The sequence below is a fragment of the Mycobacterium barrassiae genome (assembly GCF_025822765.1).
Classification (GTDB): domain Bacteria; phylum Actinomycetota; class Actinomycetes; order Mycobacteriales; family Mycobacteriaceae; genus Mycobacterium; species Mycobacterium barrassiae.
Window position 1 is genome coordinate 260762 of sequence record NZ_JACKUK010000016.1, and the last position, 18961, is coordinate 279722.

Consider the following 18961-nt stretch of genomic DNA (forward strand, 5'->3'; position numbering starts at 1 on the left):
CCGAGGTTGGCTTTGTCTCAGACGACCACATCTCCGTCATCAACGACGCCAGGAGAAGGCTCGCGACACTCCACCCTCGACCCCACAAGGGACTACCAACCCACCGGCGCACCAAAGGCCCAAACGGAAAAAACCGCAGACCTAAAGTAGGTCCACGGTTATTCCGATGTCTTGCGACATCACAAAGCGCCCCCGACAGGATTCGAACCTGCAACCTACGGAGTAGAAATCCGCTGCGCTATCCGTTGCGCCACGGGGGCAAGATCACATCACGCGACCCAGAAACTACACCCTCGCCAAATTCCCGCAAACCGATGGATGGGTCAGCTTTTATTCTGGGATCGATGGCGAGACATCACACGAAGGACAAAGGCGATCTAGGCATCGGCAAAGCCCACGCCGACTTGGTGAGCAAAGGTTTCACGGTCTTGTTCCCCGCAACGGAACATGCGCCGTTCGATCTTGTTGCATATGCGGCAGGAGAGTTCCACCGCCTTCAGGTGAAGTACCGGTCCGCACGCGCGGGTGCCGTCAGCGTTATGTTCCGGTCTATGTGGGCCGATCGTAATGGGACGCATACGACGCGGATGGATAAGGGGGCAATCGATACGGTTTGCATCTACTGCCCCGAGACCGACGAGTGCTACTACGTTCGGCCGGACGCACATGGCGCGTCGGTCGCGCTTCGGATTTCGCCGAGCAGAAATGGTCAGCAAGCAGGAGTTCTGCATGCGACAGCGTTCCGCGAACTGCCAAAACCAGGTGTCCGCGACAGCCACTAAAGGCACTTCGCACCACCGCGCAGCGGACTAGCGTGGTGAGGGCACGAAGGTGGCGGGACCGGAAGGAGAGCGACGACCTATGAGCGATGTGCCGGACCTCGATGCGGACGGGCTCCCGGAGGAACTCAGCGCATTCGATCAGATCCTGCATCGCGGTGAGGCCAACCCGCGCACCCGCTCGGGGATCATGACCCTGGAGGTCCTCGACACCAACCCGGACTGGGAGAAGTTCAGGCGTCGGTTCGACTACGCCTCGCGCAAGGTGCTCCGGCTGCGGCAGAAGGTCGTCACGCCGACGCTGCCGACCGTCGCGCCCCGGTGGGTGATCGATCCCGATTTCAACCTGGACTTCCACGTCCGCCGTATCCGGATCTCCGAACCGGGAACTCTGCGCCAGGTATTGGATCTCGCGGACGTTTTGGCGCAATCCCCGCTCGACATATCCCGTCCGCTGTGGACCGCGACGCTCATCGAAGGACTGGAGGGCGGGCGCGCAGCGATCATGATGCACCTCAGCCACGCCGTCACCGACGGTGTCGGAGCTGTCGAGATGTTCGCCAACATCTACGACCTGGAACGCGATCCTCCGCCGCAGCCCATTCCGCCGCTGCCGATCCCGCAGGATCTGTCGCCCAATGACCTGATGCGCCAAGGGATCAGCCGCCTGCCCGGCACGATCGCCGGCCGGGTGCGCGGTGTCGTGTCCGGCGCCGCACACGTGGTGGGGGAGGCGATCCGCGACCCGATCTCGCGCATGGGCAGCATCATCGACTATGCAATGTCGGGGGCTCGGGTGATGGGACCGGTCGCTGAGCCGTCACCCGTGCTGCGTCGACGCAGCCTGTCTTCGCGCAGCGAGGCCATCGACATCGAGTTCGGACACCTGCATCGCGCGGCGAAGGCCGCCGGCGGCTCCATCAACGACGCGTACCTGGCCGGCCTGTGCGGCGCGCTGCGTCTCTACCACGACGCCAAGGGCGTTCCCATCGACGCGTTGCCGATGGCGGTTCCGGTCAACCTGCGGTCGGAAGCGGATCCCGCCGGTGGAAACCGGTTCGCCGGCGTCAATCTCGCCGCGCCGATCGGGCTGGCGGATCCCGAGGTGCGGATCAAAGACATCCGATCGCAGATGACGAGCAAGCGTGAAGAACGCGCGATCGACATGGTCGGCGCCATCGCCCCCGTCGTCAGCCTGCTGCCCGATTCGGTGCTCGAGTCGATGGCAGCATCGATCGTCAACTCGGATGTGCAGGCCAGTAACGTGCCCGTCTACGCCGGCGACACATTCATCGCCGGCGCTAAGATCCTGCGGCAGTATGGAATTGGTCCGCTGCCGGGAGTTGCGATGATGGTGGTGCTGATCTCGCGGTCCGGGTACTGCACCATCACCACTCGCTACGATCGCGCCGCCATCGATGACCCAGACCTATGGGCGCGCTGCCTGCTAGCGGGTTTCAACGAAGTGTTGGCTCTGGGCGGCGACGGGCGCGCTGAACCGGCGTCGTTCTCGGTAGAGACGTCCGAACCCGTCCACATATCACCGAACGGAAGTGCGCTGCAATGACTTCGGGAAACGGTCAGGCTTCGCAAGCCATCCGCAGGACCATGCGGCTGCCGGGCTCGGTCGCCGAGATCCAGGCGAGCCCGCCCGGGCCCGAGGTCGGCGCGTTCTTCGATCTCGACGGCACCCTGGTCGCCGGCTTCACCGGTGTGATCATGACGCAGGACCGACTGCGTCGGCGCCAGATGTCGGTGGGCGAGTTCATCGGGATGGTGCAGGCCGGCCTGAACCATCAACTCGGCCGTTCCGAGTTCGAGGATCTCATCGGCAAAGGTGCCCGCATGCTGCGCGGAAACTCCCTGGCGGACATCGACGAATTGGCCGAGCGACTGTTCGTGCAGAAGATCGTCTCGCGCATCTACCCCGAGATGCGTGAACTCGTCCGGGCCCACATGGCGCGCGGCCACACCGTGGTGCTCAGTTCGTCGGCGTTGACGGTGCAGGTCGAACCCGTCGCGCGGTTCCTCGGCATCGAGAACGTGCTGAGCAACAAGTTCGAGACCGATGAGAACGGCCTGCTCACCGGCGAGGTGCTCACTCCGATCATCTGGGGCCCCGGAAAGGCCAGAGCGGTGCAGGAGTTCGCCGCCAAGAACGGCGTCGACCTGTCGAAGAGCTACTTCTATGCCGACGGCGACGAGGACGTCGCCCTGATGTATCTGGTCGGAAATCCGCGGCCCACCAACCCGGCGGGCAAGCTCGCGGCCGTCGCCGCCAAGCGTGGTTGGCCGATATTGCGATTCAGCAGCCGCAGCGGCAGCAGCCCGGTGTCCCAGCTGCGCACCGCGGCGGGCATCGCGACGATGATGCCGGTCGCCGCCGGCGCGATCGGCATCGGGCTGCTGACCCGCAGCAAGCGCACCGGTGTCAACTTCTTCACGTCGACGTTCGGCCGCACGCTTCTCGGGGCCATCGGCGTCGAGCTCAATGTGCTCGGCAAGGAGAACTTGACCGCCCAGCGGCCTGCGGTGTTCATCTTCAATCACCGAAACCAAGCGGACCCGCTCATCGCGGGCCGATTGGTGGAAACCAATTTCACGTCGGTCGGTAAGAAGGAATTGGAGAAGGACCCGATCGTCGGCACCATGGGCAGGATCCTGGATGCCGCGTTCATCGACCGCGACGATTCGGAGAAGGCCGTCGAGGGCCTCAAGAAGGTCGAGGAACTGGCACGCAAGGGTTTGTCGATCCTCATCGCGCCCGAGGGCACCCGGCTGGATACCACCGAGGTCGGCCCGTTCAAGAAAGGCCCGTTCCGGATCGCGATGTCGGTGGGAATTCCCATCGTTCCCATCGTGATTCGCAATGCCGAGGTCATCGCTGCCCGCGACTCGAGCACCTTCAATCCGGGAATCGTCGACGTGGTGGTCTATCCGCCGATCCCGGTGGATGACTGGACGCACGAGAACCTGCCCGAACGCATTGCCGAGGTGCGCCAGCTCTACCTCGACACGTTGAAGGACTGGCCGCAGGACGAGTTGCCGACACCGGACCTGTACAAGCGCAACGCCCCCAAGAAGGCGGCCAAGAAGGCGTCACAGAAGAAGGCGTCACAGAAGAAGGCGGCAGCGAAGAACACCGCAGCGAAGAAGACGTCAAAGAAGGCGACCGCCAGCAAGGCGTCCACCAACAAATCAACGACCAAGAAAGCGGCGGCGACGAAGGCCCCTGCCGAGAAGGCAGCCGCGAAAAAGGCTGTGCAGAAGGGTCGGCCGTGAAAATCTCCACGGATTACTACGCGCCGTTCACCGCGACTGACGACGCGCTCGTGCTGGCGTCGGTGTCGTCGCCCGCCGAAGAGGAACTGCTCAACGACTGGTTGGAGCAGCAGCGCCGAGAGCATCCGGACTCCAAGGTCGACGTTCTGCGACTGCCACACGACGATCCTCCGCCCGCGGTCCTGGCCCAGCTTGTGGCGGAACTGGAGGCCGACGAGGACCGGTCGGTCGTACCGGTGCGGGTGTTCTGGGTGCCGGGCGGCCTCCCGACACGCTCGAAAGTCGTTGCGCTGCTGTCGGGTCGCGACACCTACCGGCCGCCGGAGATCATTCAGCGACGGATTCTTCGCCGGGACCCGGCCCGCGCAAGGGTGGTCGCCGGTGAGCCCGCGAAGGTGTCAGAGCTTCGCCAGCAGTGGGCCGACACGACGGTGGCCGAGAACTCGCGCGAGTTCGCGCGATTCGTCATCCGCCGCGCCGTCCTCGCGATCGAACGGGTCGAGCTCCGGTTGCTCGGACCGGAATACAAATCTCCGCGACTGATCAAGCCCGAGATACTGGCATCGTCGCGGTTTCGTGAAGGCCTGGAACAGATTCCGGATGCAACCGTCGCCAAAGCGGGGGAGATGCTCGATGAACTCTCCACCGGATGGAGTCGGTTCTCGGTAGATCTCATCCCGTCCCTGGGCCGCGCCATATTCAGTCGCGGGTTCGATCCGAACATCGACTATGACCGTGACGAGGTCGAGGCGATGCGCCGCAACCTGGAGAACCATCCGGCGGTGCTGCTGTTCTCGCACAGGTCATATCTCGACGGTGTGATCGTGCCGGTGGCGATGCAGGAGAACCGGTTACCCCCGGTTCATACGTTCGCGGGCATCAATCTGTCCTTCGGGTTCATGGGTCCGTTGATGCGCCATTCGGGCGTCATCTTCCTGCGCCGCAAACTCGACGACCCGTTGTATAAGTATGTCTTACGGCAGTTCGTCGGTTACATCGTCGAGAAGCGGTTCAACCTCAGCTGGTCGATCGAAGGCACGCGGTCGCGAACCGGCAAGATGTTGCCACCCAAGCTGGGTCTACTCGCCTACGTCGCCGATGCGTATCTCGACGGCCGCAGCGACGACATCCTGTTGCAGCCGGTATCGATCAGCTTTGACCAGCTACACGAGACCGCCGAGTACGCCGCCTATGCCCAGGGTGGTGAGAAGACGCCCGAGGGTCTGTCGTGGCTCGTCAATTACATTCGGGCGCAAGGGGAGCGCAACTACGGCAAGATCTACGTCCGGTTCCCCGAGGCCGTGTCGATGCGTGAGTACCTCGGCGAACCCCACGGCCCGATGGTCGAGGACGAGGCCGCCAAGCGGCTCGCGATGCAGAAGATGGCGTTCGAGGTGTCGTGGCGGATCCTGCGCGCGACCCCGGTCAACGCGACCGCGCTGGTGTCTGCGCTCTTGCTGACCGCGCGCGGCGTCGCACTCACGGTCGATCAGCTGCACCACACGCTGCAGGATTCACTGGATTACCTGGAGCGCAAGCAGACTCCGATGACCAACAGCGCGCTGCGACTGCGCACGACCGACGGCGTGCGCGCCGCGCTCGATGCGTTGTCCAACGGCCATCCGGTCACATGCGTCGACAGTGGCCGGGAACCCGTGTGGCGGATCAAGCCGAGCGACGAGCACGAAGCGGCGTTCTACCGCAACACCCTCATCGACGCGTTTCTGGAAACCTCGATCGTGGAACTGGCCCTCGTGTACGCCGCGCGATCGGAAGGAGATCGCTTGGAGGCGTTCTGGAATCAGGCGCTGCGGCTGCGCGATCTGCTCAAGTTCGACTTCTACTTCGCCGACTCCGCCGCCTTCCGCGAACACCTCATGGAGGAGTTGTCGTGGTTCGACGACTGGGAGGGTGCCGTCGCTGCAGGCAGCGCGACGATCGACCAACTGCTCCGCGCGAAGCGGCCGATGATTGCGGGCGCGTTGCTGCGCCCGTTCTTCGAGGCCTACGAGATCGTGGCGGATGTGCTGCGCGATGCACCAGCCGAGATCGATGAGAAGGACCTGACCAAACGGGCGTTGGGTCTCGGCAACCAGTACGTCGCGCAGGGCCGCGTCCGCAACAACGAGTCGGTGTCCGCGTTGCTGTTCGCGACGGCCCGTCAGGTCGTCGCCGACCAGAACCTGCTCACGCCCGCGGCCGATCTGACCGAACGGCGCACTGCGTTCCGCGACGAACTACGCGGCATCCTGCTCGATATGGACAAGGTCGATCAGATCTCCCGCGACCAGTTCTTCCAGCGCGAAGCGCTGCGCCGAAAAGCCCGCAGGGAATCGGCCTAGCCTCGACCACACCGATTTCGGGCGGTCAGCTGCTGCCCCATACGCTGGACCCATGACGACGACTGCCTCTGGCCTGCGCAGCAGCGCGGTGTGGCCGGTGCTCGTCGGGGTGGCGGTGTTGGCCGGCGCGGTTGCGGCAGGGCTGGCTGCGTTGTCGATCACAGATGCGTTGACGGCGACCGGGCTGCCCGATCCCGGCCCGGTCACCACCTATGGCCTGCCGTTTGTGCGCGCGGCGGGCGAGATCGCGGCCGTCGTCGCCGTCGGATCCTTCCTGCTTGCCGCGTTCCTGGTGCCGCCGCAGACCAACGGTGTGCTCGATGCGGGTGGCTACCGTGCGCTGCGACTCGGCACCGTCGCCTCCGGAGTGTGGACCGTCTGTGCCGCGCTCCTGGTACCGCTGACCGTGTCCGACATCACCGGCCAGCCGCTGACGTCGCGCCTCGATCCGATGGCGATCTGGTCGGTGGCGAGCCTGGTCGACATCGCCGGCGCGTGGCGATGGACCGCGTTTCTGGCCGCCGCCGTGACCATCGCCAGCATCCCGGTGCTGCGCTGGTCGCCCACACCGCTGCTGTTCGCCGGTTCCCTGATCACCCTGCTGCCGCTTGCGCTCACCGGACATTCGTCCTCGGGTGGTTCGCACGACCTGGCCACCAACAGTCTGCTCATCCATCTCGTGGCCGGTGCGCTGTGGGCGGGTGGCCTGCTGGCGCTGCTGGTGCACGCGCTGCGTGGCGGCGAACATGGCTACCTGGCCGCGCGCCGGTTCTCGGTGGTCGCGTTGTGGTGCTTTGTTGCCATGGCGCTCAGCGGTGTCGTCAACGCGCTCGTTCGGGTGCGCCCGGCGGACCTGCTGGACACCACCTATGGATGGTTGATCCTGGGCAAGGCGGCGGCGTTGTGCGTGCTCGGGGTGATCGGCTGGCTGCAACGACGTCGCGGTGTCGCGGCCCTGAAAGCGGATCCCGGCGCGCGCGGCGCGCTGATCAGGCTGGCGCTCGTCGAGGCTGTCGTCTTCGGGCTGACGTTCGGTATCGCCGTCGCGTTGGGCAGGACACCACCTCCACCCCCGCCGGTCTTCAATCCCTCGATCCCGGCGATCGAGATCGGCTACGACCTTGCCGGGCCCCCGACGGTCGCGCGCCTGTTGTTCGACTGGCGCTTCGACCTGATATTCGGCACGGCCGCAATCGTATTCGCGATCATGTATGTGCTCGGCGTGATCCGGCTGCGACGCCGCGGCGACGCATGGCCCGTCGGCCGGACCGTGGCGTGGCTCCTGGGATGTCTGGTACTGCTGCTGGCCACATCTTCGGGGGTCGGTCGATACATGCCTGCCATGTTCAGCATGCACATGGCAGCGCACATGCTCCTGTCGATGCTCGCACCGATCCTGCTGGTGCTCGGCGCTCCGGTCACGCTCGCGCTGAGGGCATTACCCGCCGCAGGTCGCGGCGATCCGCCCGGTCCGAGGGAGTGGCTGCTCGCCGCCCTGCATTCCCGGGTGTCGCGCGTGCTGACCAATCCGTTGGTCGCGACGGTCATCTTCGTCGTCGGGTTCTACGGCCTGTACTTCGGCGGGATCTTCGATGCAGCGGTCGACAGTCATCCGGCGCACCTCGCCATGAATCTGCACTTCCTGCTGTCCGGCTATCTGTTCTATTGGGTCGTGATCGGGGTGGATCCGACACCGCGCCCGATCCCTCCGCTGGGCAAGGTCGGAATGGTGTTCGCGTCGTTGCCCTTCCACGCCTTCTTCGGCGTCGTGTTGATGAGCACCAACACCGTTCTGGGAGAACCGTTCTACAAGTCTTTGCAGCTGTACTGGCACACCGACCTGCTGGGTGATCAGCGGTTGGGCGGTGGAATGGCTTGGGCCGCAGGGGAGGTACCGCTCGTCATCGTGATGATCGCGCTGCTGATCCAGTGGCGCCGCACTGACGAACGCACCGCCAAACGGCTTGACCGCGCTGCCGACCGTGACGACGAGGCCGACCTCGCGGCGTACAACAGGATGCTCGCCGAACTCGCCCGCCGGGACGAGCGCTAGACCGCCCGCGCCTCGATCGCTGCCGGCCAGCTGCCGTAATCGCTGATATCGGGCCCGGTGGCGGCCGAGGCATCGCAACCGAAACCGGTGCGCCAGGTGCCGTCGTCGAACTCGACCTTGCCGAGCTGCATCGGCGGCGGCAACGCGTCGAGAAACCGCCCGAGCGCGCTCGGGGACAGCAGCCATCGATGACCCATCAGCGACGCGCCGGATGTGCCATCGGGCACACGGGTGACCGCCGGTTTGGCCGGCTCGGTCGGCAGGACGGTCATCCGGTACCGCGGTGCGGTTCTGATCTCGCCGGCCCACCGCGCACCGAGGTCCGTGAGTTGGTGCGCCAGCGGCCCGCCGCGCAGGTGCGCGCCGAACACCACCAGCTCCAGATCCTCGCTCATGCCGTTCAACTTACGGCGAGCGGTCATGGGACGGCGGCTGTCCACAACCGCCGATTCATCCACAGCCGTCGGCGCCCGGGCGGGTTCTCCGGATCGGCTGTCAGTGATCCGACGGCCAATGGGGGTGTCACCGACGAGCCGCGTCCCGGCTCGTCGCCACCAATGAAAGGAAGCATCATGTTCGAGACGCCCTTCCATATCGTCGGCAACGTCGTCACCGATCCGATCCACCGCCAGGTCGGCGAGCAGGAGATGGTCAGATTCCGCGTCGCCAGCAATTCACGCCGTCGCACCGCCGAAGGAACATGGGAGCCCGGTAACTCGTTGTTTGTCACGGTGACCTGCTGGGGGCGCGCGGTGGCCGGTGCCAGCGCCGCCCTGGTCAAGGGCGATCCGGTGATCGTGGTCGGCCACGTCTACACCAGTGAGTACGAGGACCGGGACGGCAACCGTCGCTCATCGGTCGAGGTACGGGCGACATCCGTCGGCCCCGACCTGGCCCGCTGCGACGCACGAATCGACCGCAAGCAACGGGCCGAAGCGCGGGTCACCAGCCTCGGCGACGAGGCTATCGCCAACGACGAAGCCGCCGACAGCGCTGCTGACAACGACGACGAAGCGGACCAGTCCGGCGAGGCGCTGCCACTGACGGCGTAGGCGCAGGTACACGGTCGAATCAGCCGCTGGAACACACAGTCGGCTCGGCCGAGGGGGCCACGCCTAGGATGGTCGGCGGCGATAGACGCGGATACACGCGGATACACCCGATAGACGACTGAACCATCTTGGAAAGGCAACACCACGGCATGGCCGAATTCATCTATTCGATGCGGAAGGTCCGCAAGGCGCACGGCGACAAGGTCATCCTTGACGACGTCAGTCTGAACTTCCTTCCAGGCGCGAAGATCGGCGTTGTCGGTCCGAACGGGGCGGGCAAGTCGAGCGTCTTGCGGATCATGGCCGGACTCGACACCCCCAACAACGGTGATGCGCTGCTTCAGCCAGGCGCGACCGTCGGGATTCTGCAGCAGGAACCGCCGCTGGATGAGACCAAGACGGTCCGCCAGAACGTGGAGGACGGCGTCGCGATCAAGGCGAAGCTCAACCGCTACAACGAGGTCGCCGAGCTGATGGCCACTGACTACTCCGACGAGCTGATGGAGGAGATGGGCAAGCTCCAGGAGGAGCTCGACGCCGCCGACGCGTGGGACATCGACTCCCAGCTGGAACAGGCGATGGACGCGCTGCGCTGCCCGCCTGCCGACGAGCCCGTCACCCACCTTTCGGGTGGTGAGCGTCGCCGCGTCGCGCTGTGCAAGCTGCTGCTGTCCAAGCCCGACCTGCTGCTACTGGACGAGCCGACCAACCACCTCGACGCCGAGAGCGTCCTCTGGCTGGAACAGCACCTCGCCGAGTACAAGGGCGCCATCCTGGCGGTCACCCACGACCGCTACTTCCTGGACAACGTCGCCGAGTGGATCCTCGAGCTGGATCGCGGACGCGCTTACCCGTACGAGGGCAACTACTCCACCTACTTGGAGAAGAAGGCCGAGCGCGTCGCCGTGCAGGGCCGCAAGGACGCCAAGCTGCAGAAGCGGCTGCAGGAGGAGCTGGCCTGGGTCCGGTCCGGCGCCAAGGCGCGCCAGGCGAAAAGCAAGGCCCGCTTGCAGCGCTACGAGGAGATGGCCGCAGAAGCGGAGAAGACGCGCAAGCTCGACTTCGAGGAGATCCAGATCCCGACGGGCCCGCGGCTGGGCAGTGTCGTCGTCGAGGTCGAGCATCTCGACAAGGGATTCGAGGGACGCACCCTCATCAAGGACCTGTCGTTCACGCTGCCGCGCAACGGCATCGTCGGCGTCATCGGCCCCAACGGTGTCGGTAAGACCACGCTGTTCAAGACCATCGTCGGCCTCGAGCAGCCCGACAGCGGCACCGTGAAGATCGGCGAGACGGTCAAGCTGAGCTACGTCGACCAGAGCCGCGCGGGCATCGACCCCAAGAAGACGGTGTGGGAGGTCGTCTCGGACGGGCTGGACTACATCGAGGTCGGCCAGAACGAGATCCCGTCGAGGGCCTACGTCTCGGCGTTCGGCTTCAAGGGTCCCGACCAGCAGAAACCTGCGGGTGTGTTGTCCGGCGGTGAGCGCAACCGGCTCAACCTGGCGCTCACCCTCAAGGAGGGCGGCAATCTCATCCTGCTCGACGAGCCCACCAACGACCTCGACGTGGAGACCTTGTCTTCGTTGGAGAACGCGCTGGAGAACTTCCCCGGCTGCGCCGTGGTGATCTCCCACGACCGCTGGTTCCTCGACCGCACTTGCACCCACATCCTGGCGTGGGAGGGCGACGACGACAACGAGGCCAAATGGTTCTGGTTCGAGGGCAACTTCGCCGGCTACGAAGAGAACAAGGTGGAGCGCCTCGGAGTCGAGGCGGCGCGTCCGCACAGGGTGACCCACCGAAAGCTCACACGCGACTAGTGTCGATCAGCGGACCACGACGTCACCTCCGGTTTCGGGGCGACGCCGACAGCCAACGACGGATGGTCCGCAGGTAGGGCGAGGAGCGTGGCATGTCGGTTAATCCGGGAGCCGTGGGGAGACCAGCTGACCCTGCCGCCGGAGCAGCGGCACCTCAGCTGAGCCCGGACCAGGTCGCGCGGCTCGCCCATGCGTACTTGGACACATACCGCGGGCCACACGACGCGCCCGCCGCCGATTCGTCGGTGACTCTGCCGGTGGACATGTCCACGCGCCAGATGATCGGGCCGGCCATGATCACCTCGCATCACCGCTTGGGCCGGCGTCGGCCGATCGGTGACACCCGTGTCGAGGTCTACGGCGCCGATGATCCGGCGGGATTCGGTCCGGCATTGCAGATCGTCACCGACTACACGCCGATGGTGATGGACTCGGTGACGGTGCTGCTGCACCGATTCGGCGTGTCTTACACCGCGATCATGAACCCGGTCTTCCGGGTGCAGCGCGGCCCGACCGGCGAGCTGCTCGACATGCGGCCGCACGCGGACGTCGGGGGATCCCAGGAGGGCGTCGACGAGAGCTGGATCCACGTCCAGCTCGCGCAGGCAGCCGACAGCAAGGCGCTCACTCAGGTCGCGCAATTGCTGCCAGGCGTGTTGGCTGACGCGCGACAGGTCGCCATCGACTCCAACGCGATGGTGGCGACCATGCGCGGTCTGGCGCACGAACTCGACCACGACCCCGAAGGTCGATTCCCCAGTCGTGACCGCAGAGACGTTGCGGCGCTGCTCCGTTGGCTCGCTGACGGGCACTTCATCCTGCTCGGGTATCAACGGTGCCCGGTCAGCAACGGACGCTCGTCCGTCGACCTGTCGAGCCGGCTCGGCGTCCTCCGGCTACGCCAGGACGTGCTGCCGCAGCTGACCCACAACAACGACCTACTCGTGCTCGCGCAGGCCACCATCCCCAGTTATCTTCGCTACGGCGCGTATCCCTACATCGTCGTTGTCCGTGAGAACCCGGGCACCATGGCCATCGAACACCGCTTCGTCGGCCTGTTCACCGTCGCCGCCACCAATGCGAACGTGCTTGAAATACCGCTGATTTCACGACGTGTGCGCGACGCCTTGGCGCTGGCCCATCGCGACCCCAGCCACCCCGGACAGTTGCTGCTGGACGTCATCCAGACCATTCCGCGTTCGGAGTTGTTCGCGCTGTCCGCGCAGGAACTGCTCGACATGGTCAAGGCGGTGATCGATCTCGGGTCGCGGCGCCGCACACTGCTGTTCATGCGGGCCGATTCGCTCGCCCACTTCGTCTCGTGTCTCGTCTATCTGCCACGTGACCGCTACACCACCGCCGTCCGGCTCGAGATGCAGGACATCCTGGTTCGCGAACTCGGCGGGGTGAGTATCGAATACACCGCTCGTGTCAGTGAATCACCCTGGGCTGTCGTGCATTTCACGGTGCGTATGCCCGACGATTCCCGCCCGGAGAACATCGACACGTCGCTCGCCAATGAGAGCCGGATCCAGAACCTGCTCACCGAGGCGGCGAGGACCTGGGGCGATCGGTTGATCGGGGCCGTCAAGTCCGGCTCCATCGACCAGGTCAAGGCCGAGCACTACGCGGGGGCGTTTCCTCCGGCGTACAAGCAGGCTATCGCACCGTTGGATGCGATCCACGACATCGGCATCATCGAAGAGCTGCAGGATGATTCGGTCAAGCCGGTCCTTGTCGACACCGCCGAGGAGGGCATCGCCCAACTCACCCTCTATCTGGGTGGACACTCCGCGTCGCTTTCCGACCTGCTTCCGATGCTGCAGTCGATGGGTGTCGTGGTGCTGGAAGAGCGGCCGTTCACCGTCATCCGCCCCGACGGGCTGCCGGTGTGGATCTATCAGTTCAAGATCTCCCCTCACAAGTCCATTCCGGAGGTGCCTGCCGGTCCGGAACGCGAAGCGACCGAGGCGCGTTTTGCCGATGCGCTGACCGCGATCTGGAACGGGCACGCGGAGATCGATCGATTCAACGAGTTGGTCCTGCGCGCCGGCCTCACCTGGCAGCAGGTGGCGGTGCTGCGGAGTTATGCGAAATACCTGAGGCAGGCCGGATTCCCGTACAGCCAGGCCCACATCGAAACCGTCATCAACGACAACGCCGGTACCGCGCGGTCGCTGATCGAATTGTTCGAGGCACTGTTCTATCCGTCCGCTCCGACCGAGGATGAGCCGAGACGCCGCGACGCCCAAGCGGCCGCCGCGGCCGTCGCCGCCGACATCGACGCACTGGTCAGCCTGGACACCGACCGCGTTCTTCGCGCGTTCGCGTCGATGATCCAAGCCACTCTTCGCACCAACTACTTCATCACCCGGCAGGACTCCGCGCGAGCGCAGAACGTGCTGTCGTTCAAGCTCAATCCCGGCCTGATCGACGAACTTCCGTTGCCTCGGCCGAAATTCGAGATCTTCGTCTACTCGCCGCGGGTCGAGGGCGTACATCTGCGATTCGGATATGTGGCCCGCGGCGGCCTGCGCTGGTCGGACCGTAGGGAAGACTTCCGCACCGAGATCCTGGGACTCGTCAAGGCGCAGGCGGTGAAGAACGCCGTCATCGTGCCGGTGGGCGCCAAGGGCGGGTTCGTGGTGAAGAATCCGCCGTTGCCGACCGGCGACGCCGCCGCCGACCGCGATGCACAGCGCAACGAGGGCGTGGCCTGCTACAAACTGTTCATTTCGGGCCTGCTGGACATCACCGACAACGTCGACAAGGCCACCGGGGCCGTGGTGACCCCGCCCGACGTGGTGCGGCGCGACGGCGAGGACGCCTATCTGGTGGTTGCGGCCGACAAGGGCACCGCGACATTCTCGGACATCGCCAACGAGGTGGCGAAGTCGTACGGGTTCTGGCTCGGGGACGCGTTCGCATCCGGCGGATCGGTGGGTTACGACCACAAGGCGATGGGGATCACCGCCAAAGGTGCGTGGGAGTCCGTCAAGCGGCACTTCCGGGAGATGGGCGTCGACACCCAGACCGAGGACTTCACCGTCGTCGGTGTCGGCGACATGAGCGGTGACGTGTTCGGCAACGGAATGTTGCTGTCCAAGCACATTCGGCTGCTCGCCGCGTTCGACCACCGCCACATCTTCATCGACCCCAACCCCGACGCGGCCAGGTCATGGGACGAACGCAAGCGACTCTTCGAGCTTCCGCGCTCCAGCTGGGAGGACTACGACCCGTCGCTGATCAGCGAGGGCGGCGGCGTCTACAGCAGACAGCAGAAGGCCATCCCGATCAGCCCGCAGGCCCGAGCCGCATTGGGCATCGAGGACGGCGTCGAGGAACTCACACCGCCCGCTCTGATGAAGGCGATCCTGAAGGCGCCGGCCGATCTGCTCTTCAACGGCGGCATCGGCACCTACATCAAGGCTGAGAGCGAGTCCGACGCCGACGTCGGCGATCGCGCCAACGATCCCGTGCGAATCAACGGTAATCAGGTGCGCGCCAAGGTGATCGGCGAGGGCGGAAACCTCGGCGTCACGTCGCTGGGGCGTATCGAGTTCGACCTTGCCGGCGGGCGGATCAACACCGACGCGCTGGACAACTCCGCGGGAGTCGACTGCTCCGACCACGAGGTCAACATCAAGATCCTGATCGACTCGCTCGTCACCGCGGGCAAGGTCCGCCCCGAGGACCGCACCGAACTGCTGCTGTCGATGACCGACGAGGTCGGGCGTCTTGTCCTGCAGGACAACAAGGATCAGAACGACCTGATGGGGACCAGTCGCGCGAACGCGGCCAGCCTGTTGCCCGTCCATGCGCGCATGATCAAGGATTTCGTCGCGGACCGCGGCCTCAACCGCGAACTCGAGGCGCTGCCTTCGGAGAAGGAGATCGCGCGCCGCGCCGAGAGCGGGATCGGTTTGACCTCACCGGAACTCGCGACGCTGATGGCTCACGTCAAGCTGGCCCTCAAGGACGACGTGCTGGCCAGTGACCTGCCTGACCAGGAGGTGTTCGCGTCGCGACTGCCTGCGTACTTCCCGGCCGAGCTCCGTGACAGGTTCAGCAGCGAAATCCGCTCGCACCAACTGCGTCGCGAGATCGTGACCACGATGCTGGTGAACGACCTCGTCGACACCAGCGGCATCACCTATGCCTACCGCGTGACGGAGGACGTCGGGGTGGGGCCGGTGGACGCGGTGCGCAGCTATGCCGCCACCGACGCGATCTTCCGCATCAGCGACGTGCTGCGCCAGATCCGTGCGGCTGACGTGTCGGTCGCGGTGTCGGATCGCATGACGTTGGATCTGCGTCGGCTCATCGATCGTGCCGGGCGCTGGCTACTCAACTACCGGCCACAGCCCCTCGCCGTCGGCGCCGAGATCAACCGGTTCGCAGCCAAAGTCGCGGCCTTGACACCGCGGATGTCGGAGTGGCTGCGCGGCGACGACAAGGCGATCGTCGCCAAGGAGGCCGGCGAGTTCAGCTCGCACGGTGCCTCGAGCGATCTGGCGTATATGGTCGCCACCGGGCTCTACCAGTACAGCCTGCTCGACGTCATCGACATCGCCGACATCGTGGACCGTGAACCGGCCGAGGTCGCCGACACCTACTTCGCGCTGATGGATCACTTCAACACCGACGGCCTGCTCACCGCGGTATCGCGACTCGAACGCGAGGACCGCTGGCATTCGTTGGCGCGCCTGGCGATTCGCGACGACATCTACGGGTCGCTCCGGGCGCTGTGCTTCGACGTGCTTGCGGTGGGTGAGCCCGACGAGAGCGGCGAGGAGAAGATCGCCGAATGGGAGCTGACCAACAGCTCCCGCGTCACGCGTGCGCGACGGACACTCGCCGAGATCTACGAGGGCGGAAGCCTCGATCTGGCGACGCTGTCGGTGGCAGCCCGCCAGATTCGCAGCATGACACGGACGAGTGGAACGGGGACCTGATGGTGACAGTTGGTTTTGTGGCGCCGGTGCATGTCCGCTGGTCGGACATCGACATGTACCAACACATCAACCACGCCACGATGGTCACCCTCCTCGAAGAGGCCCGGATCCCGTTCCTGCGTGAGCCGTTCGGCCCCGAGATCGAGACCATCGGCCTGCTCATCGCCGACGTGCACATCACCTACAAGGCGCAGCTGCGGCTCATCGATTCGCCCTTACAGGTGACGATGTGGTCGAAGCGCGTGCGGTCCGTCGACTTCACCATCGGATACGAGGTGCGGTCGGTCGGTGCGCCACCCGATTCGAAGCCGGCGGTGATCGCTGAGACCCAGCTGGCCGCCGTGCACATCAAGGAGCAACGACTGCACCGGCTTTCGGAGAGCCAACGCGCCTACTTGCAGCAGTGGCTCAGATGACGCAGCCGGAGCGAGGTCTCTGGGTTGACGGCCCCGCCGACCGCAAAGACCTCGCGACGTTCGTCGAGCGGGCACTAAGACTGGACGACGCAGCGGTGATCCGGTTGCGGGAACGCGAAGGCGGGCTGATCGTGGCCTGGGTGTCAACGGGGTTCGACGTATTGGCCAGCCGCGTAGTGGTCGGTCGGGTCAAACCCGCCGACCTGTCGGCGGGTGCCGATGCGTTGGCCGCCGGCCTTTCCTCGATGAGCGCCGAGGGCTACGTCGACCCTGGTTTCGGCATGGACTCGGCGTGGCGCGGCGGATTACCGCCCGACTCGGGGTTCGAGCATCTCGACGATGTTCCTGCGGGAGTAATGCTTGATCTGGCGCAGCGCGGTATCGCACTCGCGAAGGAGCATTCCAGCTCGTTCGGTCCGCCCGCGTCACTGCTGGATCAAGAGGTGGTGGCGGTCAGCGCGGGCGACACTAGTGTCGGGATTCCGATGCGTTGTGTATTCGCCTTGACCGCAATGGGTTTCCTTCCGCAGTCGGCGGAGGGGTTGGCCGCCGACGAGATCGTTCGCGTGCGTGTGCAGCCTGCGTGGTTGCGCGTCGACGCCCGCTTCGGTTCGGTGTACCGGCGGCGCGGCGACCCCGCCCTGGTCCTCCGCTAGACCAGCCAGGCGGCGGCGTCGGGCGGTAGCTTGCCGTCGACCAGTTCGGCGCTGGCCAGCAGCACCTCGCCCTCGGGCAGCGGGATCGCGCGTGTGCCGGCGTTGAGCACGCACACCAGTCCGCCGCTGCGCCGGAACGCCAGAGTGTCTGAGGGGGAGTCGAGCCATTCGATGGATTTGCCGTCGAATTCGCTTTGGCCCCGACGCAATTCGATCGCGGTCCGGTAGAACGACAGCGTGGATGCCGGGTCGTTGATCTGCTTCTCGACCGTCAACGCCGCCCAATCCGCAGGCAACGGCAACCAGGTGTCCGGATTGTCCGAGAAGCCGAACGGCGGCGCGTCACCCTGCCACGGCACGGGCACCCGGGCCGCGTCGCGTCCGCGTCGGGTGCGGCCCGAGCGTTCCCACACCGGGTCGCGCAGCGCCTCGTCGGGCAGATCGACGTTCGGCAAGCCGAGTTCTTCACCGTTGTAGACGAACACCGCACCGGGCAGCGCGAGCATCGCCAGCATCATCGCCCGAGCCCTGGCCAGGCCGACCGCACCGCCGCCGTAGCGGGTGGGTTCGCGGTCGACGTCGTGGTTGGCCAGCGTCCAGGTGGGCGTCGCATCCACCAGTTCCGCTGCTTCCATCGAGTTGGAGATGGCGCCGCGGATGTCGTCGGCGTCGAACTTCGCGCGCAGCAGCCGGAAATTGAACCCGAGATGAAGTTCGTCGGGGCGGACATACCGCGCGAACTGTTCGTTGTCGTAGACCCACACCTCGCCGATCGCGACGGCGTCCGGATAGTCGTTGAACACCCTGCGGATCTGCCGGTGGATGTCGTGGACGCCGTCGTTGTTGAACCTCGGGTCGTCGTCCATGTCGGCCAGCAGCACCTCGCCCCTGATGACCTCCATGTCGGGGAGTCCCGGTGGCTTGGCCATACCGTGCGCGACGTCGATGCGGAAGCCGTCAATGCCGCGCTTCAGCCAGAACCGCAGCGTCTTCTCGAGATCGTCGAACACCTCGGGGTTGTCCCAGTTCAGGTCGGGTTGCTCGGCATCGAACAGGTGCAGGTACCACTGGCCGGGGTTGCCGTCGGGCTCGATGACGCGCGTCCACGCAGGACCCCCGAAGATCGACACCCAGTTGTTCGGCGGGTGGATGCCGCCTGGGCCGGTGCCGTCGCGGAAGATGTAGCGCTCACGCTGATCGCTGCCGGGGCCTGCGGCCAGGGCCGCCTGAAACCACGGGTGCGCCGAACTGGTGTGGTTGGGCACCAGGTCCATCGTCACCTTGATGCCCGCTGCGTGGGCGGCGTCGGTCAGCCGGTCCAGTGCCTCGATGCCGCCGAACATCGGGTCGACATCGCGAGGGTCCGCCACGTCATAGCCGTGGTCGGCCATCGGCGACACCATGACCGGGTTGAGCCAGATCGCGTCGACGCCGAGCGCCGTGAGGTAGTCCAGCTTGGCGGTCACCCCGTCGAGGTCACCCAGTCCGTCGCCGTTGCTGTCGAAAAACGATCGTGGATAGACCTGATAGAAGAGCGCGCGCGACCACCAGGGGGCCGACATCAGCAGGGCGTTTTCAGAAGAGCGGCCACACGGCCGAAACT

11 protein-coding genes, 1 tRNA gene and 1 pseudogene are annotated in these 18961 nt (G+C 65.5%); 10 read left to right on the forward strand and 3 right to left on the reverse strand.

The features are described from left to right. Positions 1–187 precede the first annotated feature (187 nt). Positions 188–260: transfer RNA gene (locus H7J93_RS07135), tRNA-Arg, on the reverse strand. A gap of 84 nt (positions 261–344) precedes the next feature. Between H7J93_RS07135 and H7J93_RS07140 the strand changes: the two genes are divergently transcribed. The 5 genes from H7J93_RS07140 (at position 345) to H7J93_RS07160 (ending at position 8456) form a co-directional block, all read left to right on the forward strand. Then, complete coding sequence (locus tag H7J93_RS07140; RefSeq protein WP_267305583.1) at positions 345–782, forward strand: group I intron-associated PD-(D/E)XK endonuclease; 438 nt, start codon at positions 345–347, stop codon at positions 780–782. A 79-nt stretch (positions 783–861) separates the two neighbouring features. Further along, complete coding sequence (locus H7J93_RS07145; protein WP_267305584.1) at positions 862–2346, forward strand: wax ester/triacylglycerol synthase family O-acyltransferase; 1485 nt, start codon at positions 862–864, stop codon at positions 2344–2346. Beyond that, positions 2343–4061 carry an HAD-IB family hydrolase/lysophospholipid acyltransferase family protein gene (locus H7J93_RS07150; protein WP_267305585.1) on the forward strand — a complete coding sequence of 573 codons (1719 nt, stop codon included), beginning with the start codon at positions 2343–2345 and terminating at the stop codon, positions 4059–4061. The genes H7J93_RS07145 and H7J93_RS07150 overlap by 4 nt, the downstream gene beginning before the upstream one ends. Next, positions 4058–6403 carry a glycerol-3-phosphate 1-O-acyltransferase gene (locus H7J93_RS07155; RefSeq protein WP_267305586.1) on the forward strand — a complete coding sequence of 782 codons (2346 nt, stop codon included), beginning with the start codon at positions 4058–4060 and terminating at the stop codon, positions 6401–6403. Before H7J93_RS07150 ends, H7J93_RS07155 begins: the two co-directional genes overlap by 4 nt. Before the next feature lie 52 nt (positions 6404–6455). Beyond that, a complete protein-coding gene (locus tag H7J93_RS07160; protein ID WP_267305587.1) occupies positions 6456–8456 on the forward strand; it encodes a bifunctional copper resistance protein CopD/cytochrome c oxidase assembly protein in 2001 nt (666 codons plus the stop codon). Here H7J93_RS07160 and H7J93_RS07165 read toward each other — a convergent pair. Further along, positions 8453–8836: pseudogene (locus H7J93_RS07165) on the reverse strand (allophanate hydrolase-related protein); the annotation flags it as partial. The gene H7J93_RS07160 and the pseudogene H7J93_RS07165 overlap by 4 nt on opposite strands. Positions 8837–9028: 192 nt before the next feature. Here H7J93_RS07165 and ssb point away from each other — a divergent pair. The 5 genes from ssb (at position 9029) to H7J93_RS07190 (ending at position 17358) form a co-directional block, all read left to right on the forward strand. Next, positions 9029–9508 carry a single-stranded DNA-binding protein gene (ssb, locus tag H7J93_RS07170; RefSeq protein ID WP_267305588.1) on the forward strand — a complete coding sequence of 160 codons (480 nt, stop codon included), beginning with the start codon at positions 9029–9031 and terminating at the stop codon, positions 9506–9508. 149 nt (positions 9509–9657) lie between these two features. After that, on the forward strand, positions 9658–11331 hold the full coding sequence (gene ettA, locus H7J93_RS07175) for an energy-dependent translational throttle protein EttA (RefSeq protein WP_267305589.1): 1674 nt from the start codon (positions 9658–9660) through the stop codon (positions 11329–11331). A 92-nt stretch (positions 11332–11423) separates the two neighbouring features. Next, positions 11424–16286, forward strand: a complete 4863-nt coding sequence (locus H7J93_RS07180; protein WP_267305590.1) for an NAD-glutamate dehydrogenase — start codon at positions 11424–11426, stop codon at positions 16284–16286. Continuing rightward, positions 16286–16702: an acyl-CoA thioesterase gene (locus tag H7J93_RS07185; protein ID WP_267305591.1), complete on the forward strand. Its 417-nt coding sequence runs from the start codon at positions 16286–16288 to the stop codon at positions 16700–16702. The genes H7J93_RS07180 and H7J93_RS07185 overlap by 1 nt, the downstream gene beginning before the upstream one ends. Beyond that, positions 16699–17358 carry a DUF8010 domain-containing protein gene (locus tag H7J93_RS07190; RefSeq protein ID WP_267305592.1) on the forward strand — a complete coding sequence of 220 codons (660 nt, stop codon included), beginning with the start codon at positions 16699–16701 and terminating at the stop codon, positions 17356–17358. The genes H7J93_RS07185 and H7J93_RS07190 overlap by 4 nt, the downstream gene beginning before the upstream one ends. Here H7J93_RS07190 and H7J93_RS07195 read toward each other — a convergent pair. Next, complete coding sequence (locus H7J93_RS07195; protein WP_267305593.1) at positions 17355–18920, reverse strand: glycoside hydrolase family 13 protein; 1566 nt, start codon at positions 18918–18920, stop codon at positions 17355–17357. The genes H7J93_RS07190 and H7J93_RS07195 overlap by 4 nt on opposite strands. Positions 18921–18961 lie beyond the last annotated feature (41 nt).

Bases quoted from the DNA above. Each gene is read 5' to 3' on its own strand.
- ssb (WP_267305588.1), top strand. From the start codon at position 9,029: ATGTTCGAGACGCCCTTCCATATCGTCGGCAACGTCGTCACCGATCCG.
- H7J93_RS07140 (WP_267305583.1), top strand. From the start codon at position 345: ATGGCGAGACATCACACGAAGGACAAAGGCGATCTAGGCATCGGCAAA.
- H7J93_RS07190 (WP_267305592.1), top strand. From the start codon at position 16,699: ATGACGCAGCCGGAGCGAGGTCTCTGGGTTGACGGCCCCGCCGACCGC.
- H7J93_RS07195 (WP_267305593.1), bottom strand. From the start codon at position 18,920: ATGTCGGCCCCCTGGTGGTCGCGCGCGCTCTTCTATCAGGTCTATCCA.
- ettA (WP_267305589.1), top strand. From the start codon at position 9,658: ATGGCCGAATTCATCTATTCGATGCGGAAGGTCCGCAAGGCGCACGGC.
- H7J93_RS07180 (WP_267305590.1), top strand. From the start codon at position 11,424: ATGTCGGTTAATCCGGGAGCCGTGGGGAGACCAGCTGACCCTGCCGCC.
- H7J93_RS07145 (WP_267305584.1), top strand. From the start codon at position 862: ATGAGCGATGTGCCGGACCTCGATGCGGACGGGCTCCCGGAGGAACTC.
- H7J93_RS07150 (WP_267305585.1), top strand. From the start codon at position 2,343: ATGACTTCGGGAAACGGTCAGGCTTCGCAAGCCATCCGCAGGACCATG.
- H7J93_RS07185 (WP_267305591.1), top strand. From the start codon at position 16,286: ATGGTGACAGTTGGTTTTGTGGCGCCGGTGCATGTCCGCTGGTCGGAC.
- H7J93_RS07160 (WP_267305587.1), top strand. From the start codon at position 6,456: ATGACGACGACTGCCTCTGGCCTGCGCAGCAGCGCGGTGTGGCCGGTG.